19 protein-coding genes are annotated in these 23725 nt (G+C 35.7%); all 19 read left to right on the plus strand.

Annotated elements, in window-relative coordinates; all coding sequences use genetic code 11:
• Positions 1-50: 50 nt before the first annotated feature.
• The 19 genes from WMO14_RS11810 (at position 51) to WMO14_RS11900 (ending at position 23676) form a co-directional block, all read left to right on the plus strand.
• Positions 51-554 (plus strand): (2Fe-2S)-binding protein, encoded by a 504-nt coding sequence (locus WMO14_RS11810; RefSeq protein WP_055306929.1) that lies wholly within the window; start codon positions 51-53, stop codon positions 552-554.
• Entirely contained in the window at positions 554-2848 is a 2295-nt protein-coding gene (locus WMO14_RS11815) for a xanthine dehydrogenase family protein molybdopterin-binding subunit (RefSeq protein ID WP_349153883.1), read from the plus strand. Before WMO14_RS11810 ends, WMO14_RS11815 begins: the two co-directional genes overlap by 1 nt.
• Positions 2849-2965: 117 nt before the next feature.
• A complete protein-coding gene (locus WMO14_RS11820) occupies positions 2966-3148 on the plus strand; it encodes a hypothetical protein (RefSeq protein ID WP_349153884.1) in 183 nt (60 codons plus the stop codon).
• A 73-nt stretch (positions 3149-3221) separates the two neighbouring features.
• Positions 3222-4553: an ATP-binding protein gene (locus WMO14_RS11825; protein WP_055306926.1), complete on the plus strand. Its 1332-nt coding sequence runs from the start codon at positions 3222-3224 to the stop codon at positions 4551-4553.
• A 38-nt stretch (positions 4554-4591) separates the two neighbouring features.
• On the plus strand, positions 4592-5356 hold the full coding sequence (locus tag WMO14_RS11830) for a response regulator transcription factor (protein ID WP_349153885.1): 765 nt from the start codon (positions 4592-4594) through the stop codon (positions 5354-5356).
• 84 nt (positions 5357-5440) lie between these two features.
• Positions 5441-6358: an ABC transporter ATP-binding protein gene (locus WMO14_RS11835; protein WP_349153886.1), complete on the plus strand. Its 918-nt coding sequence runs from the start codon at positions 5441-5443 to the stop codon at positions 6356-6358.
• A gap of 1 nt (position 6359) precedes the next feature.
• On the plus strand, positions 6360-7289 hold the full coding sequence (locus tag WMO14_RS11840) for a DUF2705 family protein (RefSeq protein ID WP_349153906.1): 930 nt from the start codon (positions 6360-6362) through the stop codon (positions 7287-7289).
• Positions 7290-7292: 3 nt separating this feature from the next.
• Positions 7293-8192: a sensor histidine kinase gene (locus WMO14_RS11845; RefSeq protein ID WP_090140940.1), complete on the plus strand. Its 900-nt coding sequence runs from the start codon at positions 7293-7295 to the stop codon at positions 8190-8192.
• 253 nt (positions 8193-8445) lie between these two features.
• Positions 8446-9801, plus strand: coding sequence for a sensor domain-containing diguanylate cyclase (locus WMO14_RS11850; protein ID WP_349153887.1), 1356 nt, complete (start codon positions 8446-8448; stop codon positions 9799-9801).
• 473 nt (positions 9802-10274) lie between these two features.
• The gene (ileS, locus tag WMO14_RS11855) at positions 10275-13493 is read left to right on the plus strand and encodes an isoleucine--tRNA ligase (protein WP_349153888.1); all 3219 of its coding nucleotides are present in this window, start codon (positions 10275-10277) and stop codon (positions 13491-13493) included.
• A 176-nt stretch (positions 13494-13669) separates the two neighbouring features.
• Positions 13670-14023, plus strand: coding sequence for a BlaI/MecI/CopY family transcriptional regulator (locus WMO14_RS11860; protein ID WP_022501265.1), 354 nt, complete (start codon positions 13670-13672; stop codon positions 14021-14023).
• A 72-nt stretch (positions 14024-14095) separates the two neighbouring features.
• Positions 14096-15247, plus strand: a complete 1152-nt coding sequence (locus WMO14_RS11865; RefSeq protein ID WP_349153889.1) for a M56 family metallopeptidase — start codon at positions 14096-14098, stop codon at positions 15245-15247.
• 28 nt (positions 15248-15275) lie between these two features.
• Positions 15276-15740, plus strand: a complete 465-nt coding sequence (locus WMO14_RS11870) for a hypothetical protein (RefSeq protein ID WP_055176797.1) — start codon at positions 15276-15278, stop codon at positions 15738-15740.
• A gap of 256 nt (positions 15741-15996) precedes the next feature.
• Positions 15997-16440, plus strand: a complete 444-nt coding sequence (locus WMO14_RS11875; protein ID WP_055176799.1) for a hypothetical protein — start codon at positions 15997-15999, stop codon at positions 16438-16440.
• Positions 16441-16482: 42 nt separating this feature from the next.
• Positions 16483-17859 carry a hypothetical protein gene (locus WMO14_RS11880; protein ID WP_349153890.1) on the plus strand — a complete coding sequence of 459 codons (1377 nt, stop codon included), beginning with the start codon at positions 16483-16485 and terminating at the stop codon, positions 17857-17859.
• 22 nt (positions 17860-17881) lie between these two features.
• Positions 17882-20065: a hypothetical protein gene (locus tag WMO14_RS11885; RefSeq protein WP_055176805.1), complete on the plus strand. Its 2184-nt coding sequence runs from the start codon at positions 17882-17884 to the stop codon at positions 20063-20065.
• 74 nt (positions 20066-20139) lie between these two features.
• Positions 20140-21072 (plus strand): ATP-binding cassette domain-containing protein, encoded by a 933-nt coding sequence (locus WMO14_RS11890; RefSeq protein ID WP_090140954.1) that lies wholly within the window; start codon positions 20140-20142, stop codon positions 21070-21072.
• A gap of 240 nt (positions 21073-21312) precedes the next feature.
• Positions 21313-22686, plus strand: coding sequence for a hypothetical protein (locus tag WMO14_RS11895; RefSeq protein WP_349153891.1), 1374 nt, complete (start codon positions 21313-21315; stop codon positions 22684-22686).
• 273 nt (positions 22687-22959) lie between these two features.
• Entirely contained in the window at positions 22960-23676 is a 717-nt protein-coding gene (locus tag WMO14_RS11900) for a LytR/AlgR family response regulator transcription factor (RefSeq protein WP_349153892.1), read from the plus strand.
• Positions 23677-23725 lie beyond the last annotated feature (49 nt).

Consider the following 23725-nt stretch of genomic DNA (forward strand, 5'->3'; position numbering starts at 1 on the left):
ATATAGATTTGTTTATATATCGATTTATTAGTGTATGGATTGGAGAATATATGTTAGTAGATATTAAGTTAAATGGAAAGTCGGTCAAAGCAGATGTGGCCTGCGATATGACTCTTTATGATTTCGTGAGGGAGCATGGCTGTTATAGTGTAAAATGTGGCTGTGAGACTTCTAACTGCGGACTGTGTACGGTATTTCTTAACGATAAACCAGTGCTTTCATGTTCGGTTCTTGCTGTAAGAGCAGATAAATGCAGCGTTACAACGCTTGAAGGTTTACAGGAGGAGGCCGCAGAATTCGTTACATTTATAGCTGACCAGGGGGCAGAGCAGTGTGGCTTCTGTAATCCGGGCTTTGTTATGAATGCTATTGCACTCTTTAGGGAGAATCCTTATCCTGATGAAGATGAGATAAAGGAGTTTCTTTCAGGAAATCTGTGCAGATGTTCAGGGTATGAAGGCCAGTTAAGAGGAATTCTGGATTACCTCAGGGTAAAAAAGGCTAAGGAAGCCAGTGTGGAAAATAAAGAAAATATAGCAGAGGAGGTGAAGTAATGAAGTCGGTTAATAAAGCGGTAAGAAAAAAGGATGCAATGGAGCTGCTTCTTGGAAAGCCAGTATATACAGATGATATTGCACCAAAGGATTGTCTTGTTGTAAAGCTTCTGCGTTCACCATATGCCAACGCATATGTTAAGAGCATTAATACAGATATTGCAATGAAGGTACCCGGAATAGAGGCAATATATACATATAAGGATGTTGACCAGAATATGAAGCGTTTTACCTGTGCCGGTCAGACGTATCCTGAGCCAAGTCCTTATGACAGGCTTATTCTTGATAAACATGTAAGATTCATAGGTGATCCGGTTGCGATTGTTGCGGGAGTGGATGAGCGCTGTGTTGATAAGGCAATGAAGCTTATTAAGGCAGAGTATGAGGTACTTGAGCCAGTGCTTGACTTTACAAAGGCAAAGGATAATGAGATACTTGTTCATCCGGAGGATAACTGGGAAGCAATGTGTCCTGTCGGAGCTGATAATAAAAGAAATCTATGTGCACATGATGAGTGCAGTAATGGTGATATAGATAGGGTGCTTGAGAGCTGTGATATTGTAATTGACAGGACATATCATACAAAGGCATGCCAGCAGAGTATGATGGAGACCTTCAGGACATTCTGTACAATCGATACTTATGGAAGACTTCATGTTGTAAGCTCTACACAGATAGTATTTCATTGCAGAAGAATCATATCACACGCACTTGGAATATCTCCATCAAAGATACGTGTTACAAAGCCTAGAATAGGTGGTGGTTTTGGCGCAAAGCAGACCTCAGTTTCAGAAATATATCCGGCATTTGTTACATGGAAGACTAAGAAGCCAGCTATGATTATATTCTCAAGGGAAGAATCATTGTCAGCTTCATCTCCAAGACACGAGATGCAGATGCATGTAAGGCTTGGTGCAACTAAGGATGGTATCGTAAAAGGAATAGATTTATATACTCTGTCTAACACAGGAGCTTATGGGGAGCATGGACCAACGACAGTAGGTCTTTCAGGACACAAGTCAATACCGTTATATGGAAAGGCAGAGGCATTCCGTTTTGTAAGTGATGTTGTATACACGAATGTTATGTCAGCAGGAGCGTACAGAGGTTATGGTGCCACACAGGGGCTTTTTGCCGTTGAATCTGCTGTAAATGAGCTTGCTGATAAGCTGCATATGGATCCTTTTGAAATAAGATTTAAAAACATAGTTAAGGAGGGCGATGTAATGCCTGCTTACTATGGTCAGGTAAATACAAGCTGTGCGCTTGACAGATGCTTAGCAAAGGTTAAAGAGATGATTAAATGGGATGAGAAGTATCCTATGAGAAAGATATCTGATACGAAGGCACGTTTTGTCGGAATGGGTATGGCTATGCAGGGCTCTGGTATATCAGGTGTGGATGTGGGAAGTGCCACACTTAAGCTTAATGATGAGGGTGTGTATACAATGAATATCGGTGCTGCTGATATGGGAACAGGCTGTGATACAATACTTGCACAGATTGCTGCGGAGGTGCTTGAGTGCAGTACTGATGACATAAGTGTATTCGGTGCTGATACTGATATATCACCTTATGATTCAGGATCATATGCATCAAGTACAACATATGTTACCGGAAAGGCTGTTGAGAACTGTGCCTTAGAGCTAAGAAACAGAATCGAAAGTCTTGGAGCAAAGCTTATAGGCTGTGATAAGAGTGAGGTTACATTTGACGGAAGCTGTGTAAGCTGTGAGGCTGGAGAGCACAAGGGTGCATCAGTAAGTCTTTGTGATATAGCAACAGCTTCTATGTGTGGCAATGATATGGCACTTTCTGTTACTAATACACATACATCACCTATTTCACCACCACCATTTATGGTAGGTGCAGCTGAGGTTGAAGTTGACCTTGTTACAGGCGAAAGCAGGGTTGTAGAATATGATGCATGCGTTGACTGTGGAACACCGGTTAATCCTAATCTTGCAAGAGTACAGGCAGAAGGCGGAATCCTTCAGGGAATTGGTATGGCAATGTCTGAAAATATCACATATTCTGATAAGGGAAAGCTTTATGAGAACTCATTCCTGCAATATAAGATACCATCAAGGATGGATATTGGACATATTAATGTTGAGTTTGAAAGCAGCTTTGAGAATGCTGGGCCATTTGGTGCTAAGTCAATAGGAGAGGTTGTAATAAATACACCACTTCCGGCTGTGACAGATGCACTAAGCCACGCAGCAGGAAAGAGGTTCTATGAGCTGCCTATAACACCGGAGCAGATTGCGATGGCGAGGGCAGAGAATAATTAGGATTATAACAAAGATAAGATAAAAGATAAGATGGCACGATTTATTTCTGGATAAAGGGAATGGTCGTGCTGTTTTTTATGTTTATAAATAAAGTAAAAGCTTGAAGAAATGGACAAAATGAGTGAAAATAGTTTTGAAGAAACAGTCATAATGAGCAAAAATAATCTTGAAGAAACGGACAAAATACGCCAAAACAACTTTGAAGAAATGGGCAAAATGAGTGAAAATAATCTTGAAGAAACGGTCAAAATAAGAGATAATAATATTGAAGAAAGTTATATTATAATATGTATTATATAAAGAAATCAGGGGTGCTTTTAGCACGGTAAAGAATAATGACAATGATATAGTATAGTTCTGAAAGGGGAAGACTATGAATTTTAAAAGAAAAGTATATAGTAGATTGTTAGAATGGAAGGAAAAGTATTCGGATAAATATGCGGTGTTGTTAGAGGGGGCGAGACGAGTTGGTAAGTCTACAATCGCCCAAAGCTTTGGAGAAAATGAATATGACTCGTGTATTCTTATTGATTTTTCAAAAGCAACAGCTAATATATTGGAGTGTTTTGATGATATAGCAAATCTAAATATATTTTTTTTAAGATTGCAGGCGGAAACAGGTATAACATTATATGAGCATAAATCGCTGATTATATTTGATGAAGTCCAGCTATTCCCGAAAGCAAGACAGGCAATAAAACATCTTGTTGCAGATGGAAGATACAGTTATCTGGAAACTGGTTCACTAATATCCATAAAGAAAAATGTAAAGGATATTTTAATTCCATCGGAGGAAATGAAAATACAGGTGTATCCAATGGATTATCAGGAGTTCTGTGATGCAACGGGGGGAAACTATGAACTTCTTTGTCAGATATACAATACAGGTAAGGCTATTGGACAGCCAACTAATCGTAAACTGATGAGAGATTTAAGAATATATATGGCAGTAGGTGGTATGCCTCAGGCAGTTGAAGCTTATATAGAGGGTAAGAATTTCTCGGAAATTGATATGGTCAAAAGACAGATTATATCATTGTATGAAGAAGATTTTAAAAAGATTGATGGTTCTGGAAGAATCTCTGCGTTATATCACTCAATTCCGGCACAACTTGCAAAGGATTCAAAAAAATACAGGATTACTGCGGCAATAGGAAAGAAGAATAATTCAAAAACAGAAGAATTATTGTATGAGCTGATTGATTCAAAGACTGTCTTACCTTGTTATAATTCAACTGATCCAAGGGTAAGCCTGACAGATACAAAGGACTTTGACAGTTATAAATTGTATCTGTCGGATACTGGATTATTTATTACATTAATGTTTATAGACCGTCCAGTCACAGAAAATAATGTATATGCGAAGCTGCTTTCTGATAAGCTGCCAGCTAATCTTGGCTATTTATATGAGAATCTTATTGCACAGATGATTACAGCAGCGGGAAGGGAACTTTATTATCACACTTGGGAAAAAGACAAAAGCACACATTATTATGAGGTTGACTTTCTGATTTCTGAGGGAAGTAAAGTAAATGCCTTTGAAATTAAGTCATCAGGGGCAGGAAAGCACGAATCTATAAAACAGTTTTATAAAAAATTTTCAAAGAATGTAAGTAAGATATATTTAATATCACAAAAAGATGTTGGAAAAGAAGAAAATTTAATGCTGAAACCATTTTATTTAATGCCATTTCTCATAAAGTAGATGACTATTTTACATTATAAAATACAGGAGTAAAAATTATGCCTAATATATTAATTGTAGAAGATGATATAAATATTAATAACCTTCTTTGTGAGGTGCTTATGAAGGCTGGTTATACGTGTGAACAGGCATTTTCAGGAACAGAAGCAAAGCTGCTTCTTAATATAAAAGAAAAGGCTTATACGCTTGTACTGCTTGACTTAATGCTGCCTGGTGCAAGTGGTGAAGAGGTTTTAAAAGAAATAAGAAAACATGGAAGGCTTCCGGTGATTGTGCTGACTGCAAAGGATAGTATAGATGATAAAATCGGAGTGCTGACGGACGGAGCAGATGATTATATAACAAAGCCCTTTGAGATTAGAGAGGTACTGGCACGTATTCAGGTGCAGCTTCGTCATATAGAGGTGGAAACAAAAGGTGCAGCAGAGGTGGAAACGAAGGTAGAAGCAGAGGCAGAAACAGAAGTAAAAACAAAGGCTGGTATACAAAAAGGACAAGGCAGCGGAAGGCTTGAGTTCAGGGATATGGTGCTTACACGCTCTACCTTTGAGGTAAGTATCGGTGGCAGGGTGCTTCCTAAGATTACAAAACAGGAATTCGCAATACTGGAATTACTGCTTAAAAACCCGAAGCAGGTGTTTAGCAAGGAGGATATATTCGAATATGCGTGGGATGAGCCATATATGGGTGAAACAAAGACTCTTGATGTGCATATAAGCAATATCAGGAAGAAAATAAAGACCGTTACATCTGATGAATATATAGAAACAATCTGGGGGATTGGATATCGCCTGCATGAATAATTTACTCTTTTTTTACTATTTATTTGCGATTGATTAGGATTTATTTTTTATGATAAGAGCAGTTAAGAAAAGGAGGAAAAAGCTTTGAGTGAATTATTATTGCAGACAAGGAATCTGACTAAGCAGTATGGCAGACACAGGGCGGTTGATGATGTAAATATGCACATTAAAAAGGGTGCGATATATGGCTTTATTGGAAGAAATGGAGCCGGTAAAACGACCTGTCTTAAGATGATTAGCGGATTGTCAACACCGTCTTATGGCGAAATAGAAATGTTTGGGTATAAGGGAAAGGACTTACAAAAGGTACGTTCAAGAGTAGGGTGTCTTATAGAAGCTCCCGGACTTTATGGCAATATGTCGGCATATGACAATCTGAACATTAAATGTAAGCTTACAGGGATTAAGAAAAAAGGATATATAGATGAGCTGTTAAAAACAGTGGGCCTTGATACTGTTGGAGAAAAGAAAACAAAGCATTATTCGCTTGGAATGAAGCAGCGCTTAGGAATTGCTCTTGCACTTGTAGGCGAGCCTGACCTGCTTATTCTTGATGAGCCGATTAATGGACTTGATCCGCAGGGAATAGTGGAGGTGCGTGAAACCATCCAGAAGCTTGCTAAGGAGCGAGGTATGACAATATGTATTTCAAGTCATATTCTGGAGGAATTATCAAAGATTGCTACAGATTATGGCATTATTCATAATGGATGCCTTGTGCAGGAGCTTACAAGAGAAGAGCTTATGAAAAAATGCAGTGAGCGTATAGAGCTTACACTTGATAATCCTAAGCAGGCTATTCCTGTGCTTGATGATATGGGCTTTAGCAGCTATCAGGTTATAGATAAAGAACATATTCATATATTTGAAAGACTGGGAGAAAGTGCCAGGCTGAATATGGAGCTTGCAAAGGCGGGAATTCCAGTTAAGGGAATATCTATTACAAGTGAAGAACTTGAGAATTATTTCTTAAGGCTTACAGGGGGTGACAATCGTGCTTAATATGATAAAGATGGATGTATACAGAATGTTTCGTACAAAGAGTATGTATGTAATATGGATTATATTGCTGGCATCAGCACTGCTTACCTCATTTCTTTCAAAAATAGATTATGATGCAGTTAATAAAGAGTGGGAGAGGCAGCAGGCAGTAGAAAGTCAGACAGATATAGATGGTCAGACAGTTGATGTGGTAAATGCACAAGACATAGAGGAACAACAGGCAGATAACAGCAACAAGGAACAGCTTTCGCAGCAGAATACAGATAATGTCAATATTGGTATGAGTGTGGAATTACCTACGGAGCCAGGGAAGAAGGTTACGGTAATGGATGTTTTCTTTTCTAATGCACAGGGAAAGTTTTATGCACTTTTTCTTGTAATATTTGCGGTTATGTTTGCAACAGCAGATATTAAGAGCGGTTATATTAAGAATATTGGTGGACAGGTGTCACAAAGGGGGATGCTTATTGTTTCAAGGGCAGTTGCGCTTGCCTTATTTACAGCAATTACCTTTGCAGGGATATTTGTATTCCAGGCAGCAGCGAATATGCTTGCGTTTAAATGTGTGGTGTGGGGTAACTGGAAAGAGATTATACCTTATTTCTTAACAGAACTTATGCTTCATTATGCGTTTGTGTTAATATGTATGGCGATAGCAGTTATAATTAAGAATAATGTTATAAGCATGACATTATCGGTATGTCTTACCATGAATATAATGAGCATTGTGTATGCCCTTATAGATTATGTGGGCAATAGAGTGGGACTTCATAACTTCAATATATATAAGTATACAGTAACTGGAAGGATGGCAATGCTTCCTATGAATGCAGGCAGGGACGATGTTATTAGTTCAATGTGTGTGGCAGCCACATTTATTGTTATAATGCTGTCATTAAGCAGTTATATTTTTCAGAAAAGGGATATTTAGAGAATGAGGATTATTATTGGAATATTAGCAGTAATAATTATTATACAGGCATTTATTATGTGGAAATACCAGCGGCAGATTAAGGACATCTGCCGCCAGTTGTCGTTTCTTATGGAACATGATAGTAACAAGCTGATTCAACGTGAAATAGATATGGGAGGAATAGGTGAGCTTTCAGATAAATTGAATGAACTACTTGACCTGCGTAAAAAAGAAAGAAACGAGTACAGAAAAAAAGAAGAGCTGATAGCAGACACATATACTAATCTTTCACACGATATAAGGACACCGCTTACATCGCTGGATGGGTATTTCCAGCTTATAGAGGAATGTGACAATATAGATGACCAGAGGAGATATCTTGATATAATCAGAGAAAGGCTTAACAGCCTCAATGAAATGCTGGAGGAACTTTTTACATTCACTAAGCTGAAAAATGATTCGTATAAGCTGGAGCTTACGGATTGTTGTATGAACAGAATATTAAAAGAAACTGTCTTTTCTTATTATGATGAATGGAAGAAGCAGGGCATCTGCCCGGATATTAGTATTACTGAGGAAATGCTGTATATATCAGGTAATAAGCAGGGCTTAAGGAGAGTTATACAGAATGTCATAAAAAATGGTCTTGATCATGGGGAAAAGAATATAAGTATCAAGCTTACCCGTGAGGATAATCACGCCTTGCTTAAAATCAGCAATTATACAGAACATCCTGAAAATATTGACTTAAGCCATGTGTTTGAGCGTTTTTATAAAGCGGATGTTGCAAGAGGCAGAGCCTCAACCGGACTGGGTTTATCTATTGCAAAAGAGCTTGTGGAGCGTATGAATGGAGATATAAGTGCAAGAATACAGGGAAATGATTTTATTATTGAGATAAAAGTTCCGCTTGTGGTATAACGAACACAATAGTGCTCATCTTAAAAGTTCCTTACGGAACTTTGTATGTGCGCTGAAAAGCTGTGCAAATATTGTGGTATAATATGTATGAAAAAATAATAAAAATATTATACTACGCATTGATAAAAAAATAACAAAGTGATATAAATGTAAAAGAAACAGGGGCTGTTACGGAGAAATTATATATAGAATATGCTGATTCGTTTAATGAATGGGGAATACTACAAGTTCAATAATAAAGGGAGACATGCGCATGAAAAATATAAAAGAAATAGGGGATTTTTTTATAAATCTGAATGAATATGTATATGCAACAGATATAGAAACCAATGAGATTGTATATATGAATCATAAAGCATTGGAAGCGTATGGCTTGGAATCAATAGAGGATATAAAAGGCCTGAAGTGCTATGAGGTATTACAAAAAGCTTCTGTTAAATGTGGAATGTGCAACAACAGCAGGCTTCTGCCTGGAGCCTTTGATGAATGGCGTTATTATAATCCTGTATTAGATAAGTATATGATAATAAAGGATACACTGATAGAGGGCGAAGGGAACAGAAAGTACAGGCTGGAAATAGGCATAGATATAAGTGAGGAGCTTGCACAGGATAAGCTTATCCAGAAGTATAGAGAAACTGAGGCTCTTGTCAATGAGGGCTTAAGAGTGGCACTTGCAGCAGATACACCTGATGAAACGATAAGCACACTTCTTGGGTATATAGGTAAAGCACTTAGTGGAGAAAGAACCTATATATTTGAAAAGAATATATATGGAAGAGATGATAATACATATGAGTGGACGGCAGAGGGAATAAGTCCGAAGAAGGATAATCTTCAGAATCTGCCGCCAGAGGTATGTGCTAACTGGTATAAGTGTTTTGAAAAAGGCGGAAACATCGTAATTCAGGATATTGAAGAAATAAAGGATAGTGATCCCCTGCAATATGATAATTTAAAAAGACAAGGTGTTCATTCAATAATTGCAATTCCTATATATAACGAAGGAAATGTTGTTGCATTTATGGGAATAGGCAATCCGCCACTGCTTACACTTAAATATGCCTTAAGTATACTTGAGATTATGGGAGCTTTTATTATATCGTGTATAAAGCGCAGGAATACGATAAGAAAGCTTGAGAATATGAGCTATAAGGATGCCCTGACTAATATAGGAAACCGCTTTGCAATGAGTGCATGTGTAGATAATATAGATAAAAAACAAAGTATAGGCGTTGTATATTGTGATGTTACAGGACTTAAGTATGTGAATGATACGATGGGACACGAGGCTGGTGACAGACTTATTCTAAATGCATGTGCATGTCTTACGGATGTGTTTGGAGAAGATAGGGTGTTCCGTATAGGTGGTGATGAATTCCTTGTAATCTGTACACAGATAGACGAGAATACATTAATAAAGCATATAACAGAGTTAAAAGAACTAATGAAAGAGCGTTCTGTGAATATGGCAGCCGGTGTTATCTGGAGGGAGAACGTAATAACAGGCTTTGATGAAATGCTGCGTGAATCTGAGGAACGGATGTATGCTGATAAAGCACAATATTATAAAGAAAAAGGTGTTGAACGCAGAAAAGGACGGGCATAGCAGGACTAAAGCAATACATGTAACACAATAACAGGAAATTTTGTGATAAATTATAATAAATAATACAGCTTAATTATTGACATTTTAAGATCAATTATATACAATCACATTATCTGCGATGACGAAGACAGTAGATTATGAAAGAAAGCAATAGCGAGCCGGGAGGGTGGAAGCCGGTGTGAGTAGAGCATAGTTGAATATCACTTCCAAGCATCCTTGCAGAACTTTGTAGTATGATATTATTGGTAAAATTATGGATGGTATTATATTACGAAAAGTAAGTAAGGACGGTAATCCTACCGTTACAAGGGACGCATATGATGGTATGTCGTAATTGATATAGGTTAAGTTGATTCAGCCCCTGTCGTATTACGGCAGGGGCTTTTTTGCATATGTAACGACATTTGTTACAGCACCAATAAAGCAAGCTGATATCGTTACGATTAAGTAAATGATTTGAAAGGAGTAACACAATGGTATACGAGAAAGTTTCATCAGATATGAATTTCGTAGACAGAGAAAAACAGGTCGAAAAGTTCTGGAAGGATAATGATATATTCCAGAAGAGTATTGATAACCGCAAGAAGGGGGAGACATATACATTTTATGATGGACCTCCTACAGCTAATGGTAAGCCACATATCGGACATGTTCTTACAAGAGTTATAAAGGATATGATTCCAAGATATAGAACAATGAAGGGTTATATGGTTCCACGTAAGGCCGGCTGGGATACACACGGACTTCCAGTTGAGCTTGAGCTTGAGAAGGAATTAGGTCTTGACGGCAAGGAACAGATTGAAGAGTATGGTCTTGAGCCATTCATCAAGAAATGTAAGGAAAGCGTATGGAAATACAAGGGTATGTGGGAAGATTTCTCATCTACAGTTGGTTTCTGGGCTGATATGGATAATCCATACATCACATATGATGATAACTTCATCGAGTCTGAATGGTGGGCTTTAAAGCAGATATGGGATAAGGGTCTTTTATACAAGGGCTTTAAGATTGTTCCTTACTGCCCACGTTGTGGAACACCACTTTCATCACACGAAGTAGCACAGGGTTATAAGGCTGTTAAGGAGCGTTCGGCAGTAGTACGTTTCAAGTGTGTAGGTGAAGATGCATATTTCCTTGCATGGACAACAACACCTTGGACACTTCCATCTAACGTGGCACTCTGCGTTAACCCAGAAGAAACATACGTTAAAGTTAAGGCAGCAGATGGCTATACTTACTATATGGCAGAAGCACTTCTTGATAAGGTACTTGGTGGACTTGCAGTTAAGGCAGGTCAGACAGTTAATGGTACAGCAGTAGAAGAAGGCACAGAAGTAGGTAGCGGTGCAGGCGTTGATTACGAAGTATTAGAAACTTACAAGGGTAAAGACCTTGAATATAAAGAATATGAGCCATTATATCAGTGTGCGGCAGATGTTGCAGCTAAGCAGCACAAGAAGGGACATTTTGTTACATGTGATGACTATGTAACTATGTCAGATGGTACTGGTATCGTTCATATTGCACCAGCATTTGGTGAAGATGATGCCAAGGTTGGACGTAAGTATGACCTTCCATTCGTACAGTTCGTTGACGGAAAGGGTGAACTTACAAAGGAAACACCATATGCAGGACTTTTCGTTAAGAAGGCAGACCCAGAAGTACTTAAAGACCTTGATAAAGAGGGCAAGTTATTCGATGCTCCTAAGTTTGAGCATGATTATCCATTCTGCTGGAGATGTGATACACCACTTATCTACTATGCAAGAGAATCATGGTTTATTAAGATGAGTGACCCAGAAGTTAAGGCTAACTTAATAGCTAATAATAAGACAATCAACTGGATACCAGAAACTATCGGAACTGGACGTTTTGGAGCATGGCTTGAAAATGTTCAGGACTGGGGAATTTCACGTAACAGATACTGGGGTACTCCTCTTAATATCTGGGTATGTGATGATTGTGGAGAAATGTTATCTATCGGAAGCAAGGCAGAATTAAAGGAACATTCTGATAACTGTCCAGATGATATCGAGCTTCACAGACCATATATTGATGCTGTTACTTGTACTTGTCCTAAATGTAAGGGCAAGATGAAGAGAGTTCCAGAAGTTATCGACTGCTGGTTCGACTCAGGTTCAATGCCATTTGCACAGCACCACTATCCATTTGAGAATAAGGAAGTGTTTGAACAGCAGTTCCCTGCTAAGTTCATTTCAGAAGCCGTTGACCAGACAAGAGGCTGGTTCTACTCACTTCTTGCTATATCAACACTTCTTTTCAATAAAGCACCTTATGAAAATGTTATCGTACTTGGTCACGTTCAGGATGCAGATGGACAGAAGATGAGTAAGTCAAAGGGAAATGCTGTTGATCCATTTGATGCATTAAAGAAGCACGGTGCAGATGCCATCCGCTGGTATTTCTACGAGAATTCAGCACCATGGCTTCCTAACAGATTCCATGACAAGGCTGTTACAGAAGGTCAGAGAAAGTTTATGGGAACTATCTGGAACACATATGCGTTCTTTGTACTTTATGCTAACATTGATGACTTCGATGCTACTAAGTATACACTTGAGTATGATAAGCTTCCAGTTATGGATAAATGGATTCTTTCAAAGCTTAATACTCTTGTTAAGACTGTTGATAACAATCTCGCTAACTACAAGATTACAGAGACAGCAAGAGCACTTGAGGAATTTGTAGATGAGCTTTCTAACTGGTATGTAAGAAGATGCCGTGAAAGATTCTGGGCAAAGGGTATGGAGCAGGATAAGATTAATGCTTATATGACTCTTTACACAACACTTGTAACACTTTGCAAGACAGCAGCACCTATGATTCCTTTTATGACAGAAAGCATTTACAGAAACCTTGTATGCAGTATAGATAAGACAGCTCCTATCAGTATCCACCTCTGCGACTTCCCAGAAGTTAAGGAAGAATGGATTGACAAGGAACTTGAAGATAACATGGAAGATGTATTAAATGCTGTTGTTATCGGAAGAGCATGCCGTAACTCAACTAATATCAAGAACAGACAGCCAATCGGCAAGCTGTACATCAAGGCTGACTGGAAGTTAAACGAATACTTTACAGCTATCATAGCAGATGAGCTTAATGTTAAGGAAGTTGAGTATACAGATGATGTAAGAGCATTTACTTCGTACTCATTCAAGCCACAGTTAAAGACACTTGGACCAAAGTATGGCAAGCATCTTAATGCTATAAGAACTGCGCTTTCAACACTTGATGGCAATGCAACTATGGATGAGCTTAATACTAAGGGTTCATTTACAATCAATGCTGATGGTGAAGATATCGTTCTTGAGAAGGATGATGTTCTTATAGAGATGACTCAGAAGGAAGGTTTTGTAGCAAGTTCTGACAAGGGTATTACAGTTGTTATGGATACTAACCTTACACCAGAGCTTATCGAGGAAGGCTTCGTAAGAGAAATCGTAAGCAAGATTCAGACTATGCGTAAGGATGCTGGATTTGAGGTTATGGACAAGATTACTGTATATGTAGATGGTAATGACAAGTTAGCAGACCTTATGAAGAAGAATGAAGAACAGATCAAGAGCGTTGTTCTTGCAAATACTATAGAAACAGGTAAGACAGCAGGCTTCACTAAGGATTGGGATATCAATGGTGAGAAGGTTGTACTTGCAGTTGAGAAGAACTAATATAGAACTTTAATATATCAGGAGAAAATTACAGTTGTGCGAATTTTCTCCTGATTTTTTAATATTTACAGTTTTTGGGTTGACGTATAAATATTTGTGAAAATATATATTGACAAATAAGGTTTAGTGACTTAGACTAAGGCTATAAATATCAGATAAGAGAGGTGCAGATTAATATGCAGCCAGTAATATATGAAAGTGAGTATAACTTCTGTAAGATATTGTGGGAGAATGAACCGGTTAAGAGCACAGAGCTGGTGAGATTATGCAGGGAAAAGCTTGACTGGAAGAAGTCAACCACATATACAGTTATAAAAAGACTGAGTGACCGCGGAATAATAAAGTCCGAGAATGCAATAGTCACATCTATAATTAAGAAAGAAGATGCACAGTCAATAGAGAGCGTGAATACCATAGATTCAAGATTTGACGGTTCGCTGCCGGAATTTGTGGCGGCTTTTGTTCGTGCAAGGGGGATAACGGACGAGGAAAGACAGGAGATAGTAAGGCAATTTGGGTTAGATAAATAACACAATGGGGATTGTGTAAAGTGGAAGGCTTAGGGCAATCCGTATACATCAGTGAGTGGGGGTATACATATGATGGGGTTAAAGTTATATACAGACATTTTGGAGAATAATATCAGAGTAATGGCAGCTATATTAATATGCCTGCTGATATGCGGATTAATGCGTATAAAGTCAGCGAAGCTTAAGCTGCTGTTAATGTCTTTAGTGTGGGTCAGAATTCTGATACCACTGTCAATCAGGTTCAATATAAAAAGAGTATCAACAGACATATTGTCAGAAGTGAGTTACACAGACAGTGTGACGGGAATAACAATAAATATGTATGAAATATTAGCGGTCATATGGCTGCTTGGAATTGTTGTGATATTTCTACATAATATGTTAGCTGATATGAAATTCAGGAACGGATTATCTACAAGTATTCCACAGGAGATACTAGCTGGCGGTAAAAGAGTGAAAGTATACAGAAGTGATTATATATCTTCTGGATTGGTATATGGTGTTGTCAGACCTAAGGTTTATATATCATATGCAGTCAATGATGAAGACGTACCATATCTTTATGAGCACGAGTATACGCACATACGCCACAGACATCATATTATCAAGATAATAACAGGCATAGCAGCGGTTATATATTGGTACAATCCGCTGGTATGGATGTTTTATAAGTATTATGCAGAATATATAGAGTTAAGCTGTGATTATGACTGCTGTAACAGACATAGGGACGATGAGGACTGGAGTAAGAAATATGCCAATATATTGTTAAATAGTGCTTATAAAGGCAATGTGACAAAAGTAAGGGTGCTGGGATTTAATAATGATTACAGAATTACGATTAATAGAATAGGTAATATAATGAAGCCTCAAAGTGCCAGTACCAGCAAGGTGGCAGTATCATTACTGATATTGACGGTTGTTATGGCTGCATTATTCATAAAGCCTACGGTGCAGTATGTAGAAGCCGGTGGTAGTGAAGTTAATAGAAGTACAGATGTCATTGAAAAGATAGAGCAGACAGATAAGAGCGTACAGATAGAAGATGAAGAACAGGCAGAAGATGAGGTAATTAAGACAGAGCAGAAGGAAGTTGATGGGAAAGTATTAGGAACGGGTGGACAATATGTCCAGTCATATCAGGAGGTCATTGATGATGACGGCAATTTAGTTAAAGTTGTTGTAAAATATCCGGATGGCAGTTCTGATAGTATAAATGAATAAATTAGTTAGGAAAGGGATAGAGGTTATTATGAAAAGATTAGAAAAAATATTTATTACGAATATATTATTAGCAATATTAATATGCACAATGCCAATTAATGAAGCTAAGGCTGATGATGTTTTATATGTAAGTTCATATTCAGAAGATGATATGCAAATGATGAGGGAATATTCTGCTAAGTCAGTAATGTATTTAACGCTTACAGATATAGATACTAATGAATTAACTGCAGATGTAATAGTTAGTATTTTATACGATTATGCTGATGGATATTGGGTTGAAATGAATAATGTATATTTAAGTATAGAGTGTTATGAGGGCTATTTAGTTTTTGTTGATGAGAACCAAGAAATATATCAAGATTACGGAGTAAGATATTGCACGATAAGCAACTCTGACGGTTTAAATATAAAATATAAGATAAAAGCATACGCAGATTGTTATGGTGAAACAAGTGTAGATTATGAAATAATAGATAGATATTATGATTAATAACATAATGGGAATGAACATTGTGGTAGCTAATATGTAATAAATAAAAGTAAAATTAATTGACAGGATAGGTCTAATGAGTTAGACTGATGGTATAAATACTTTGTGCATTAATTATAAAGAACCAAGAGCTCAGTTCTTAATATTTAGTATTAGTGCAACAAAGAGTTAAATTTAATTAAGAAGGGAGGAGGTATAGATAATATTTAGTTAGTAACCGAGTAACTAAAGATATTTACCGAAAGGAGAAAATATTATGAATATTATGAGAATAAAGAGAATAGGTAAAATGGCAACAGCGGCTATTATAGCATTCATTGCTGTTGTAGTATTTATTAATCCACAGAAGGCATCCGCATCACAGGGTGGTGCAGTAACGGTAACAGCTACTTCCAATTATGTACTTGACGATTCGCATAATGTGGATATTTCTATAACAGCTTATGTTGAATATGCATATGATGAAGGCGCTTATGGTTGGGTTATAAATATCATTCCACAAAGCTGGAGCAAGACAAGTGATAATGTAACAATAGATAATATGGATTATGAAGATGACTATGGATATCAGACATCAACAGCTACATATGTATTCCATTATACAGCTCACGCAGCATTTGGTGAGGGTAATTATGATGGATATGCCACATTTAAATTTTACGTTGATGAATGGGGAGATTTTGATTACTGGTTAGAGTAATTAAATAGTTAAGAGTGGATTATGGAAAGGGGCGTATCGGCTATGAAAAAGATATTATTAATTATGATGACAGTTACAACAGCATTAGTTATGACAGCGTGTTCTGGAAAGACGAACAGGCAGACATCATCTGAGGATTATAAGTATTCCTCATATGTATATGATGACAATGCACCACAGTATTATATGTCGGATAATGCGGCGGCATCAGAGACCGGATATTATTATATAGCCGGTGCGCCTGTTAATAATAATAGGAATTCGTATATATATTATTATGATATGGTGAAAGATATGACCATACCATTATGTTCAAAGATGGACTGTGACCATAGGACAGAAGAGTGTGAGGCATATATGTCTAAGGATGCCTGTCTGGGAAATAAGATATGGTATCATAACCAAAGATTATATATGATTGAGAGGACTACAGAAAAAGATATACTTGTTTCCTATGATAAGACAATGAGAGATAAGAAAGAAGAGAAGACGCTATCAATAAATGGGCTGTCAGTTAATAAAAATGATAACAGTGCCTGTTTAACTAATGGTAAATTATATTATGAAATATCCGGAGATAATCAGATATATCTGTGTGCAGTGCCTATAGATACAGATGGGCAGGCTTATATTGTAAAACAGTATGCGAGTGGGTATTATTATCACGAAGTGATTTCATTATATCCAATAGAAGATAAGCTATATGTTAACTGGCTGAGTGGAATATCAGCTGATGAGTATAGATATTATACAGAGCAGATTGATGTGTCAACAGATAAAGTTGTTATTCAGTGTAATATGAATGAGAAGTATCCAGAAATAGCATCGACCATAATATATACAGAATGGTGTAGACAGTCGCGTTTTGATAGTGATGGAAATATATATTTTGCATGCGTAGGTGATAATAAATATATAGTAAGAAAGCTTAATATAAGTACAGGGGATATCAAAGATATATATTCGCAGGAAATGCAGCACGAAAAAGATTACAGGTATGTGAGTTTGAAAAATTATGATGGTAAGTATTTATATATTTATAAAAATGTCAATGGAGAAGCACTTGCTGAAAAGAGCATTGAAGAAAAATTAAAAAAATACGACAATAATATATACATATTAGATACTGATGGTAATGTAAAAGATACTGTAACATTGAATGGAACAGATGATACAGCCGGTGGAAATATTCCAGGTGAATTTTATGGAGGAGATGACAGATGTCTGCTTATTGTATTCAGCAAGTATGATATAAAAGGTCTGGAGTTATCTGAAGAAAAAACGGCTCTTAGGGCAGAACTTATAGAAGAGGCTAGAAAAAATAAAAAGGGAAGTCCAGTTGTCAGTATTTCAGCCATTTTGGATAAATCTCAGATTGGCAGCGGTGCTATAACTTTGGAGCAGATTACACCTGAATAAGTTATGGGTGAGGTGAAGGCGTATGGAACTTGTAAGAATTGTAAGAAAAAGTTTGCTTTGCATAGTGTGTCTGTTTATAGCAATGATATGTATAAGCCTTTATCAGATTAATTATAATCAGGATAGTAAAGTGTATAAGTATTACAAGGAGATTATCGCAGATTATAATAATATTAAAAATGATAACGTAGCATTTACAGCAGAAAAACTTACTAAAACGTATGAACAATATAAGGAAGAAGACAGCGAATATATAGAGGAAGCTGCTGGACTGATTAAGGAAAAAGAAAAATATATCGAAAGCTATAATGCAGATAACCAGTCAAAGAATTATAACAGAATATTGCAGAGTACACTTTTTGGTAATGACAATAGTTTTTATATACTTAATGCGAATAAACAGATTAAGGATAAGGAAAATCGTCCATCTGTTGATGTAGAAATGGTTAATACAACGGCTGTTGAAAAGCTGGTAACCAACAGAACGATGCCTCTTTTGTATATAATTATATTCACAGTTATTATTATCTATTTTACAGAAGAAACAGATAATGGTGTATTAGTACTTGTAAGAACAAGCAGGCGTGGGCGCGTATTACTTCCGATAGTAAGATGTGGAATTATAATTATATATAATATTGTACTTTCATTTCTGTACAACGGAATATTGTATGCTATATATGCTCGTGTATATGGAATTTCTGGCGGTGCATATATACAGAATTCCAAGTTGTTTAATATGTTTCCATATGCTATAAGCATTAACCAGTTCTTTGTTCTATATTGTCTGGTATATGCACTGGCAATGTTTACTATAGGGTTATTCATATATTTTGTAATTAATCTTATAAGTAATTATAAAGTTGCTGTTACATTGGTTATAGTAATATTTTTGTGTGAATATCTGCTATATAATAAAATTCAGTATAATAGCCAGTTTAATGCTTTGAAGTACATAAACATAATAAATATATTGTTTTCTGGAACATCTTATCTTGTGTATGAGAACTGGGGAACCAATGGTTTTATAGCAGATATAAGTACTACTACATTTGTTATGACTGCGGTTATATTCCTTATAAGTCTTGTTGGAAATATAGTTGTGTATTCATCAAAGCATACTATCAGAAAGAAGAATATTATTGATATTATGCTTGATAAAATACATATATTGATACAGAAACTGATGTATAAAATGTCGCTTCTTTTAATGGAAATATATAAGACGCTTGTAATACAGAAGGGAATTCTATTTATAATTGTATTGGTGTATGTGCTTATGACATTTAAAATTCAACGAGGAGTGGATTACACTAATACCAATTATATGGTTAATAAATTCTATAAGGAATTTGATGGACGTGCGCCGGATGAAGATGTGGAAGCCTATATAACAGATTTAAGAGATGAGTTAGAAGAAGCAAAGCAGGATGAAGCTGCAATGTTATATAAAAAGGAGGAGTTGTTAAAAGAGCAGCGTAACATAGATGTAATGCAGACGGCAGTTGATTATGTTAATGAAATTAATGATAACAGGTCAGCATCAGCAGTTATAGTTAATCCAGCCAATTATAATGATATACTTGGAGAAAGAATGTATTCTAGCAATGAGAGCGTGAATTTTATAAGTATTATTATAGTTATATTATTATTTGCAGGGGACTATGCTTTTGAAAGGCAGAATAAAATGACAGCCCATATACGTTCATCTAAAGGAAGAGTAAGGTTATGGAATAATAAAATGTTAAAGGTCTTCATAATAACCACATTATTGTGGCTGATATCAACTATAATTAATGTACATAATATATCTGACCGTTATGTATATAACCAGCTTACACAAAGTATATGGTGTTTACAGATGTTTAAGGATTTTCCAGTTAATATAAGTATTCTGGCATATATTATCTGGTGTAGTGTATACAGGCTTATATGGATGCTTGTTGTTGCATTTACAGCTTATATTATATCTTATAGATTTAGCTATAAAGTATCGTTAATGGTTTCATTTGTTATGTTAATACCACACGTTATATATATATTAGGTGTAAACTGGGCGCAAAAGTTATCAATAGTTGTTGGTATGGATATTAACAGACTGTTTAATACATATGGCTATAATGTAAAAAGCATAATTCTGCTTATTGTAGTATTTGTAATAATGCTTGTGATAGCCTGTGCAACATACCGTAAAAATATAAAATAATATTTTTAAATATTATATAGACAGAATATCCATTAAATAAAAGCTATTTGGTATGAGAAGTATGGAGGGTTATTATGGAACTTAAGATTACAGATTTAAAGAAAACATATGGAAATGTCAAAGCTTTGAAAGGGATAAATTATACATTTACGCCGGGAGTATATGGAATACTTGGTGCTAACGGTGCAGGCAAAAGTACGATGATTAATCTGATAACAGATAATGTCAGCCGTGATAAGAATGGCGGAAGCATAATGTATAGTGATGGTGAAGATAATACAGTATCTAAGGAGCTTGTTGATATATTAAAGCTTGGGGCAAAGTTTCGTGGGGTTGTAGGATATATGCCACAGCAACAGGGCTTTTATGAGGAGTTTTCGCCTAAGGCATTTCTTAAGTATATGGCAGAGATAAAAGGTGTTAAGAGTGTAAAGTCTGTTGATGAAGCTGGAAATGTGACCATTAAAAAAGTTAATCAGCAGATAGATGAATTGCTTGAAGTGGTCAATCTTACATCAGTTGCGTATAAGAAGATAGGTGGTTTCTCTGGTGGTATGAAACAGCGTGTACTTCTTGCACAGGCATTGCTGGGTGACCCAAAGATACTTATACTTGATGAACCGACAGCAGGTCTTGACCCTAAGGAAAGAATAGGTATCCGTAATTATATTGCTGAATTATCCAGAGATAAGATTATATTATTCGCAACTCACGTTGTAAGTGATATTGAGTGTATAGCGGATAAAGTGCTTTTGTTAAAGGATGGTGAGATAATTGCAACAGGAACACCTTCACAGCTTATAGAGAATATGCAGGGCAAGGTTGGTGAAGTTGTCTGCACTCTTTCAGATGTAGCTGATTTGCAGGGAAAGTACCATATAGGAAATATCAGGCAGAGAAAGAACGGTATGGTATTAAGGCTTGTCGGAGATGAGCTTCCAGAGGAGGCTGTAAGGGTGGACAATGATATAGATTTAGAGGATGTATATCTTTATTATTTTGAATGATAAATAGAAAATATAATCAATAGTAATAAGCGTGGAAGAAGGTTGTATGATTACAATTTTTTTCCACGTTTTTATATAAATAGGTGAGATGAGGTACAATTCACGCCAAAAAATGACAGTTCACGCCAATGGTATTGAAATGTTCGCTTGGATAGATATACTGAAATTAGTAAGAACAGTATAAACATAATGTGACAGGTATTATATTGATTTAGCATATTAGAAAGAGGTGTATCGGCTATGAAAAAAATAATATTAATAATAATCACGGTAGTGACAATGCTGGGAATATCTGCCTGTGGTGATAAGCAATCTAATCAATCAACTGTAACTGATGATTACAGGTATTCTTCATATACTTATGACGATAATGCACCGCAGTATTATATGGCGGGTTCCGCAGCTGCATCGGAGACAGGATATTATTACATAGACGGTGCACCAGTTATTAATAATAGTAATATGTATATATATTATTATGATATGATTAAAGATATGACGATACCATTATGTTCTAAGGTTGATTGCGACCATAGAACAGATGAATGTGAGGCATATATATCACAGAATATCTGTGTAGGAAGCAAGATATGGTATCATAATCAAAGATTATATATGATTGAGAAAACTGAGGAAAAAGATATACTTGTTTCTTATGATAAGACGATGAGAGATAAGAAGGAAGAGAAGACTTTATCAATAAATGGATTGTCAGTTAATAAAAATAGTAAGAACGCCTGTATAACTAATGGTAAGCTGTATTATGAATTATCAGGAGATAATTCACTGTTTATATGTGCGGTTTCCTTGAATTCAGATGAACAGGCATATGTTGTTAAAGAGTATGTGAGTGAATATAATTATTATGAAAGAGTATCGTTATATCCAATAGAGGATAAGATATATGTGAATTGGTTAAGTGGAGTATCTGCCGATAAAAGCTTATATTATATAGAACAGATAGATATCTCTACAGACAATGTGAGTAGACTGTGTGATATGAATGAAAAGTACCCTGAAATATCATCAACGATTATAAATTGGAATAGTGAAACGTATTTTGATAAGGATGGCAACTTATATTTTACTTGTGTTGATAAAGATAATTATATGGTTAAAAAGCTTAATGTAAGTACAGGAGATATCAAAGATTTATATGTACAGGAATTACAGCACGAAAAAGACTATGGTTATGTACATTTAAAGAATTATGATGGAAACTATATCTATATATATAAGGGTGTTAATCTGATGGCTTTGAGTGGAAAGCCTCTTGATGAGCAATTTAAAAAATATGATAATTATATTTATATATTAGATACTGATGGTAATATAAAGGATACAGTAATATTAAATAATACGGATGAAAAGGTATCAGGAAATATTAGTGCTGAATTTTATGGAGGAGACGAGCGGTGTCTGCTGATAGGATTTTCCAAACACGATATAAAAGGCTTGGAATTATCAGAAGAAGAACAAAATCTTAGAATAAAATTAGAAGACGAAGTATTTAAAAATAAAAAAGGTTTCGTGGATGTTAATGTTTCAGCGATTTTGGATAAATCGCAGATTGGTAGTGGAAATATAACGCTGGAACCAGTTACACCAGAATAAGTTATATAAAAGGGGAATATAGTATTATATTGAATAATAGCAAAGAAATATAGTCAAAGGTAATCAACAAGTGCGGATGAAAGAATTTCTATGGAAGATTTTATGAATATAATGTGTAGATAATAGATAGAATAGGTAAATAACGATATAGATTTGGAATACGCATATCTTTATTATCTTGAATAATAATGATAAAATATTACTGTTTGAAGCAATTCATATTGAGGGGTGATTGTTTTAAACAGTAATATTTTTATATGGAGAGATAAGCATATGATAAGATTAGCAATATGTGATGACGATAATGAAAATATGAGTTATATGAAAGAAAAAATAAATGAAGCATTTATTAAAAGTGGTTATAACGATGAGATAATATATAATCTTTTTAATACAGGAGAAGAACTTGTAAATGCTCATATTGCTAATAAATTAGATATAGTATTTATGGACATTGAACTTGAAAATAAAAGTATTGGGTTTGATGTAGCAAGGATATTGTGCAGACAAAATAAAAACATTGCAATTATATATATGTCCAATCACGACCATTATGTCACTAAGAGTTTTGTATGCAGACCTTTGGGGTTTATAAGAAAAAAATATGCCAGTGAAGACCTTAAAATGGTTATGGATGAGATTAAATTATATCTTGGTGAAGAGTACAGAACAATAACATTTAACAACAATACTAAGAGAGTGGAATTGAATGTTAATGATATATATTCGGTTGAGGTATTTAATCATCAGCTTCGTATTGTTCTTAAAAATAATAAGGATATTACAATTAGAGATCAGATGGTAAAGCATATAGAGGAACTTGAAGAGAATGGCTTTATTCAGGTGAGAAGGGGAATAGTAGTAAATTCAAGGTATATAAAAAACATAAAAGAAGCGAATTTGATTATGGACAATGGAGAAATGTATCCTATTGGGAGGGAAAATGTTACTAAGGTAAAACAACAATGGCTTAATAAAAGATTATTGTAAGGGATTATTACGATATTATGTAAAGTTATATGGAGCAAAGATATAGGAG

The organism is Lachnospira rogosae (ex Hitch et al. 2025) (assembly GCF_040096455.1).
Classification (GTDB): Bacteria; Bacillota; Clostridia; order Lachnospirales; family Lachnospiraceae; genus Lachnospira; species Lachnospira rogosae.

Excerpts from the sequence above, each read along its gene's own strand:
- WMO14_RS11810 (WP_055306929.1), top strand. The coding sequence starts at position 51 with ATGTTAGTAGATATTAAGTTAAATGGAAAGTCGGTCAAAGCAGATGTG.
- WMO14_RS11815 (WP_349153883.1), top strand. The coding sequence starts at position 554 with ATGAAGTCGGTTAATAAAGCGGTAAGAAAAAAGGATGCAATGGAGCTG.
- WMO14_RS11820 (WP_349153884.1), top strand. The coding sequence starts at position 2,966 with ATGAGTGAAAATAGTTTTGAAGAAACAGTCATAATGAGCAAAAATAAT.
- WMO14_RS11825 (WP_055306926.1), top strand. The coding sequence starts at position 3,222 with ATGAATTTTAAAAGAAAAGTATATAGTAGATTGTTAGAATGGAAGGAA.
- WMO14_RS11830 (WP_349153885.1), top strand. The coding sequence starts at position 4,592 with ATGCCTAATATATTAATTGTAGAAGATGATATAAATATTAATAACCTT.
- WMO14_RS11840 (WP_349153906.1), top strand. The coding sequence starts at position 6,360 with ATGATAAAGATGGATGTATACAGAATGTTTCGTACAAAGAGTATGTAT.
- WMO14_RS11845 (WP_090140940.1), top strand. The coding sequence starts at position 7,293 with ATGAGGATTATTATTGGAATATTAGCAGTAATAATTATTATACAGGCA.
- WMO14_RS11850 (WP_349153887.1), top strand. The coding sequence starts at position 8,446 with ATGAAAAATATAAAAGAAATAGGGGATTTTTTTATAAATCTGAATGAA.
- ileS (WP_349153888.1), top strand. The coding sequence starts at position 10,275 with ATGGTATACGAGAAAGTTTCATCAGATATGAATTTCGTAGACAGAGAA.
- WMO14_RS11860 (WP_022501265.1), top strand. The coding sequence starts at position 13,670 with ATGCAGCCAGTAATATATGAAAGTGAGTATAACTTCTGTAAGATATTG.
- WMO14_RS11865 (WP_349153889.1), top strand. The coding sequence starts at position 14,096 with ATGGGGTTAAAGTTATATACAGACATTTTGGAGAATAATATCAGAGTA.
- WMO14_RS11870 (WP_055176797.1), top strand. The coding sequence starts at position 15,276 with ATGAAAAGATTAGAAAAAATATTTATTACGAATATATTATTAGCAATA.
- WMO14_RS11875 (WP_055176799.1), top strand. The coding sequence starts at position 15,997 with ATGAATATTATGAGAATAAAGAGAATAGGTAAAATGGCAACAGCGGCT.
- WMO14_RS11880 (WP_349153890.1), top strand. The coding sequence starts at position 16,483 with ATGAAAAAGATATTATTAATTATGATGACAGTTACAACAGCATTAGTT.
- WMO14_RS11885 (WP_055176805.1), top strand. The coding sequence starts at position 17,882 with ATGGAACTTGTAAGAATTGTAAGAAAAAGTTTGCTTTGCATAGTGTGT.
- WMO14_RS11890 (WP_090140954.1), top strand. The coding sequence starts at position 20,140 with ATGGAACTTAAGATTACAGATTTAAAGAAAACATATGGAAATGTCAAA.
- WMO14_RS11895 (WP_349153891.1), top strand. The coding sequence starts at position 21,313 with ATGAAAAAAATAATATTAATAATAATCACGGTAGTGACAATGCTGGGA.
- WMO14_RS11900 (WP_349153892.1), top strand. The coding sequence starts at position 22,960 with ATGATAAGATTAGCAATATGTGATGACGATAATGAAAATATGAGTTAT.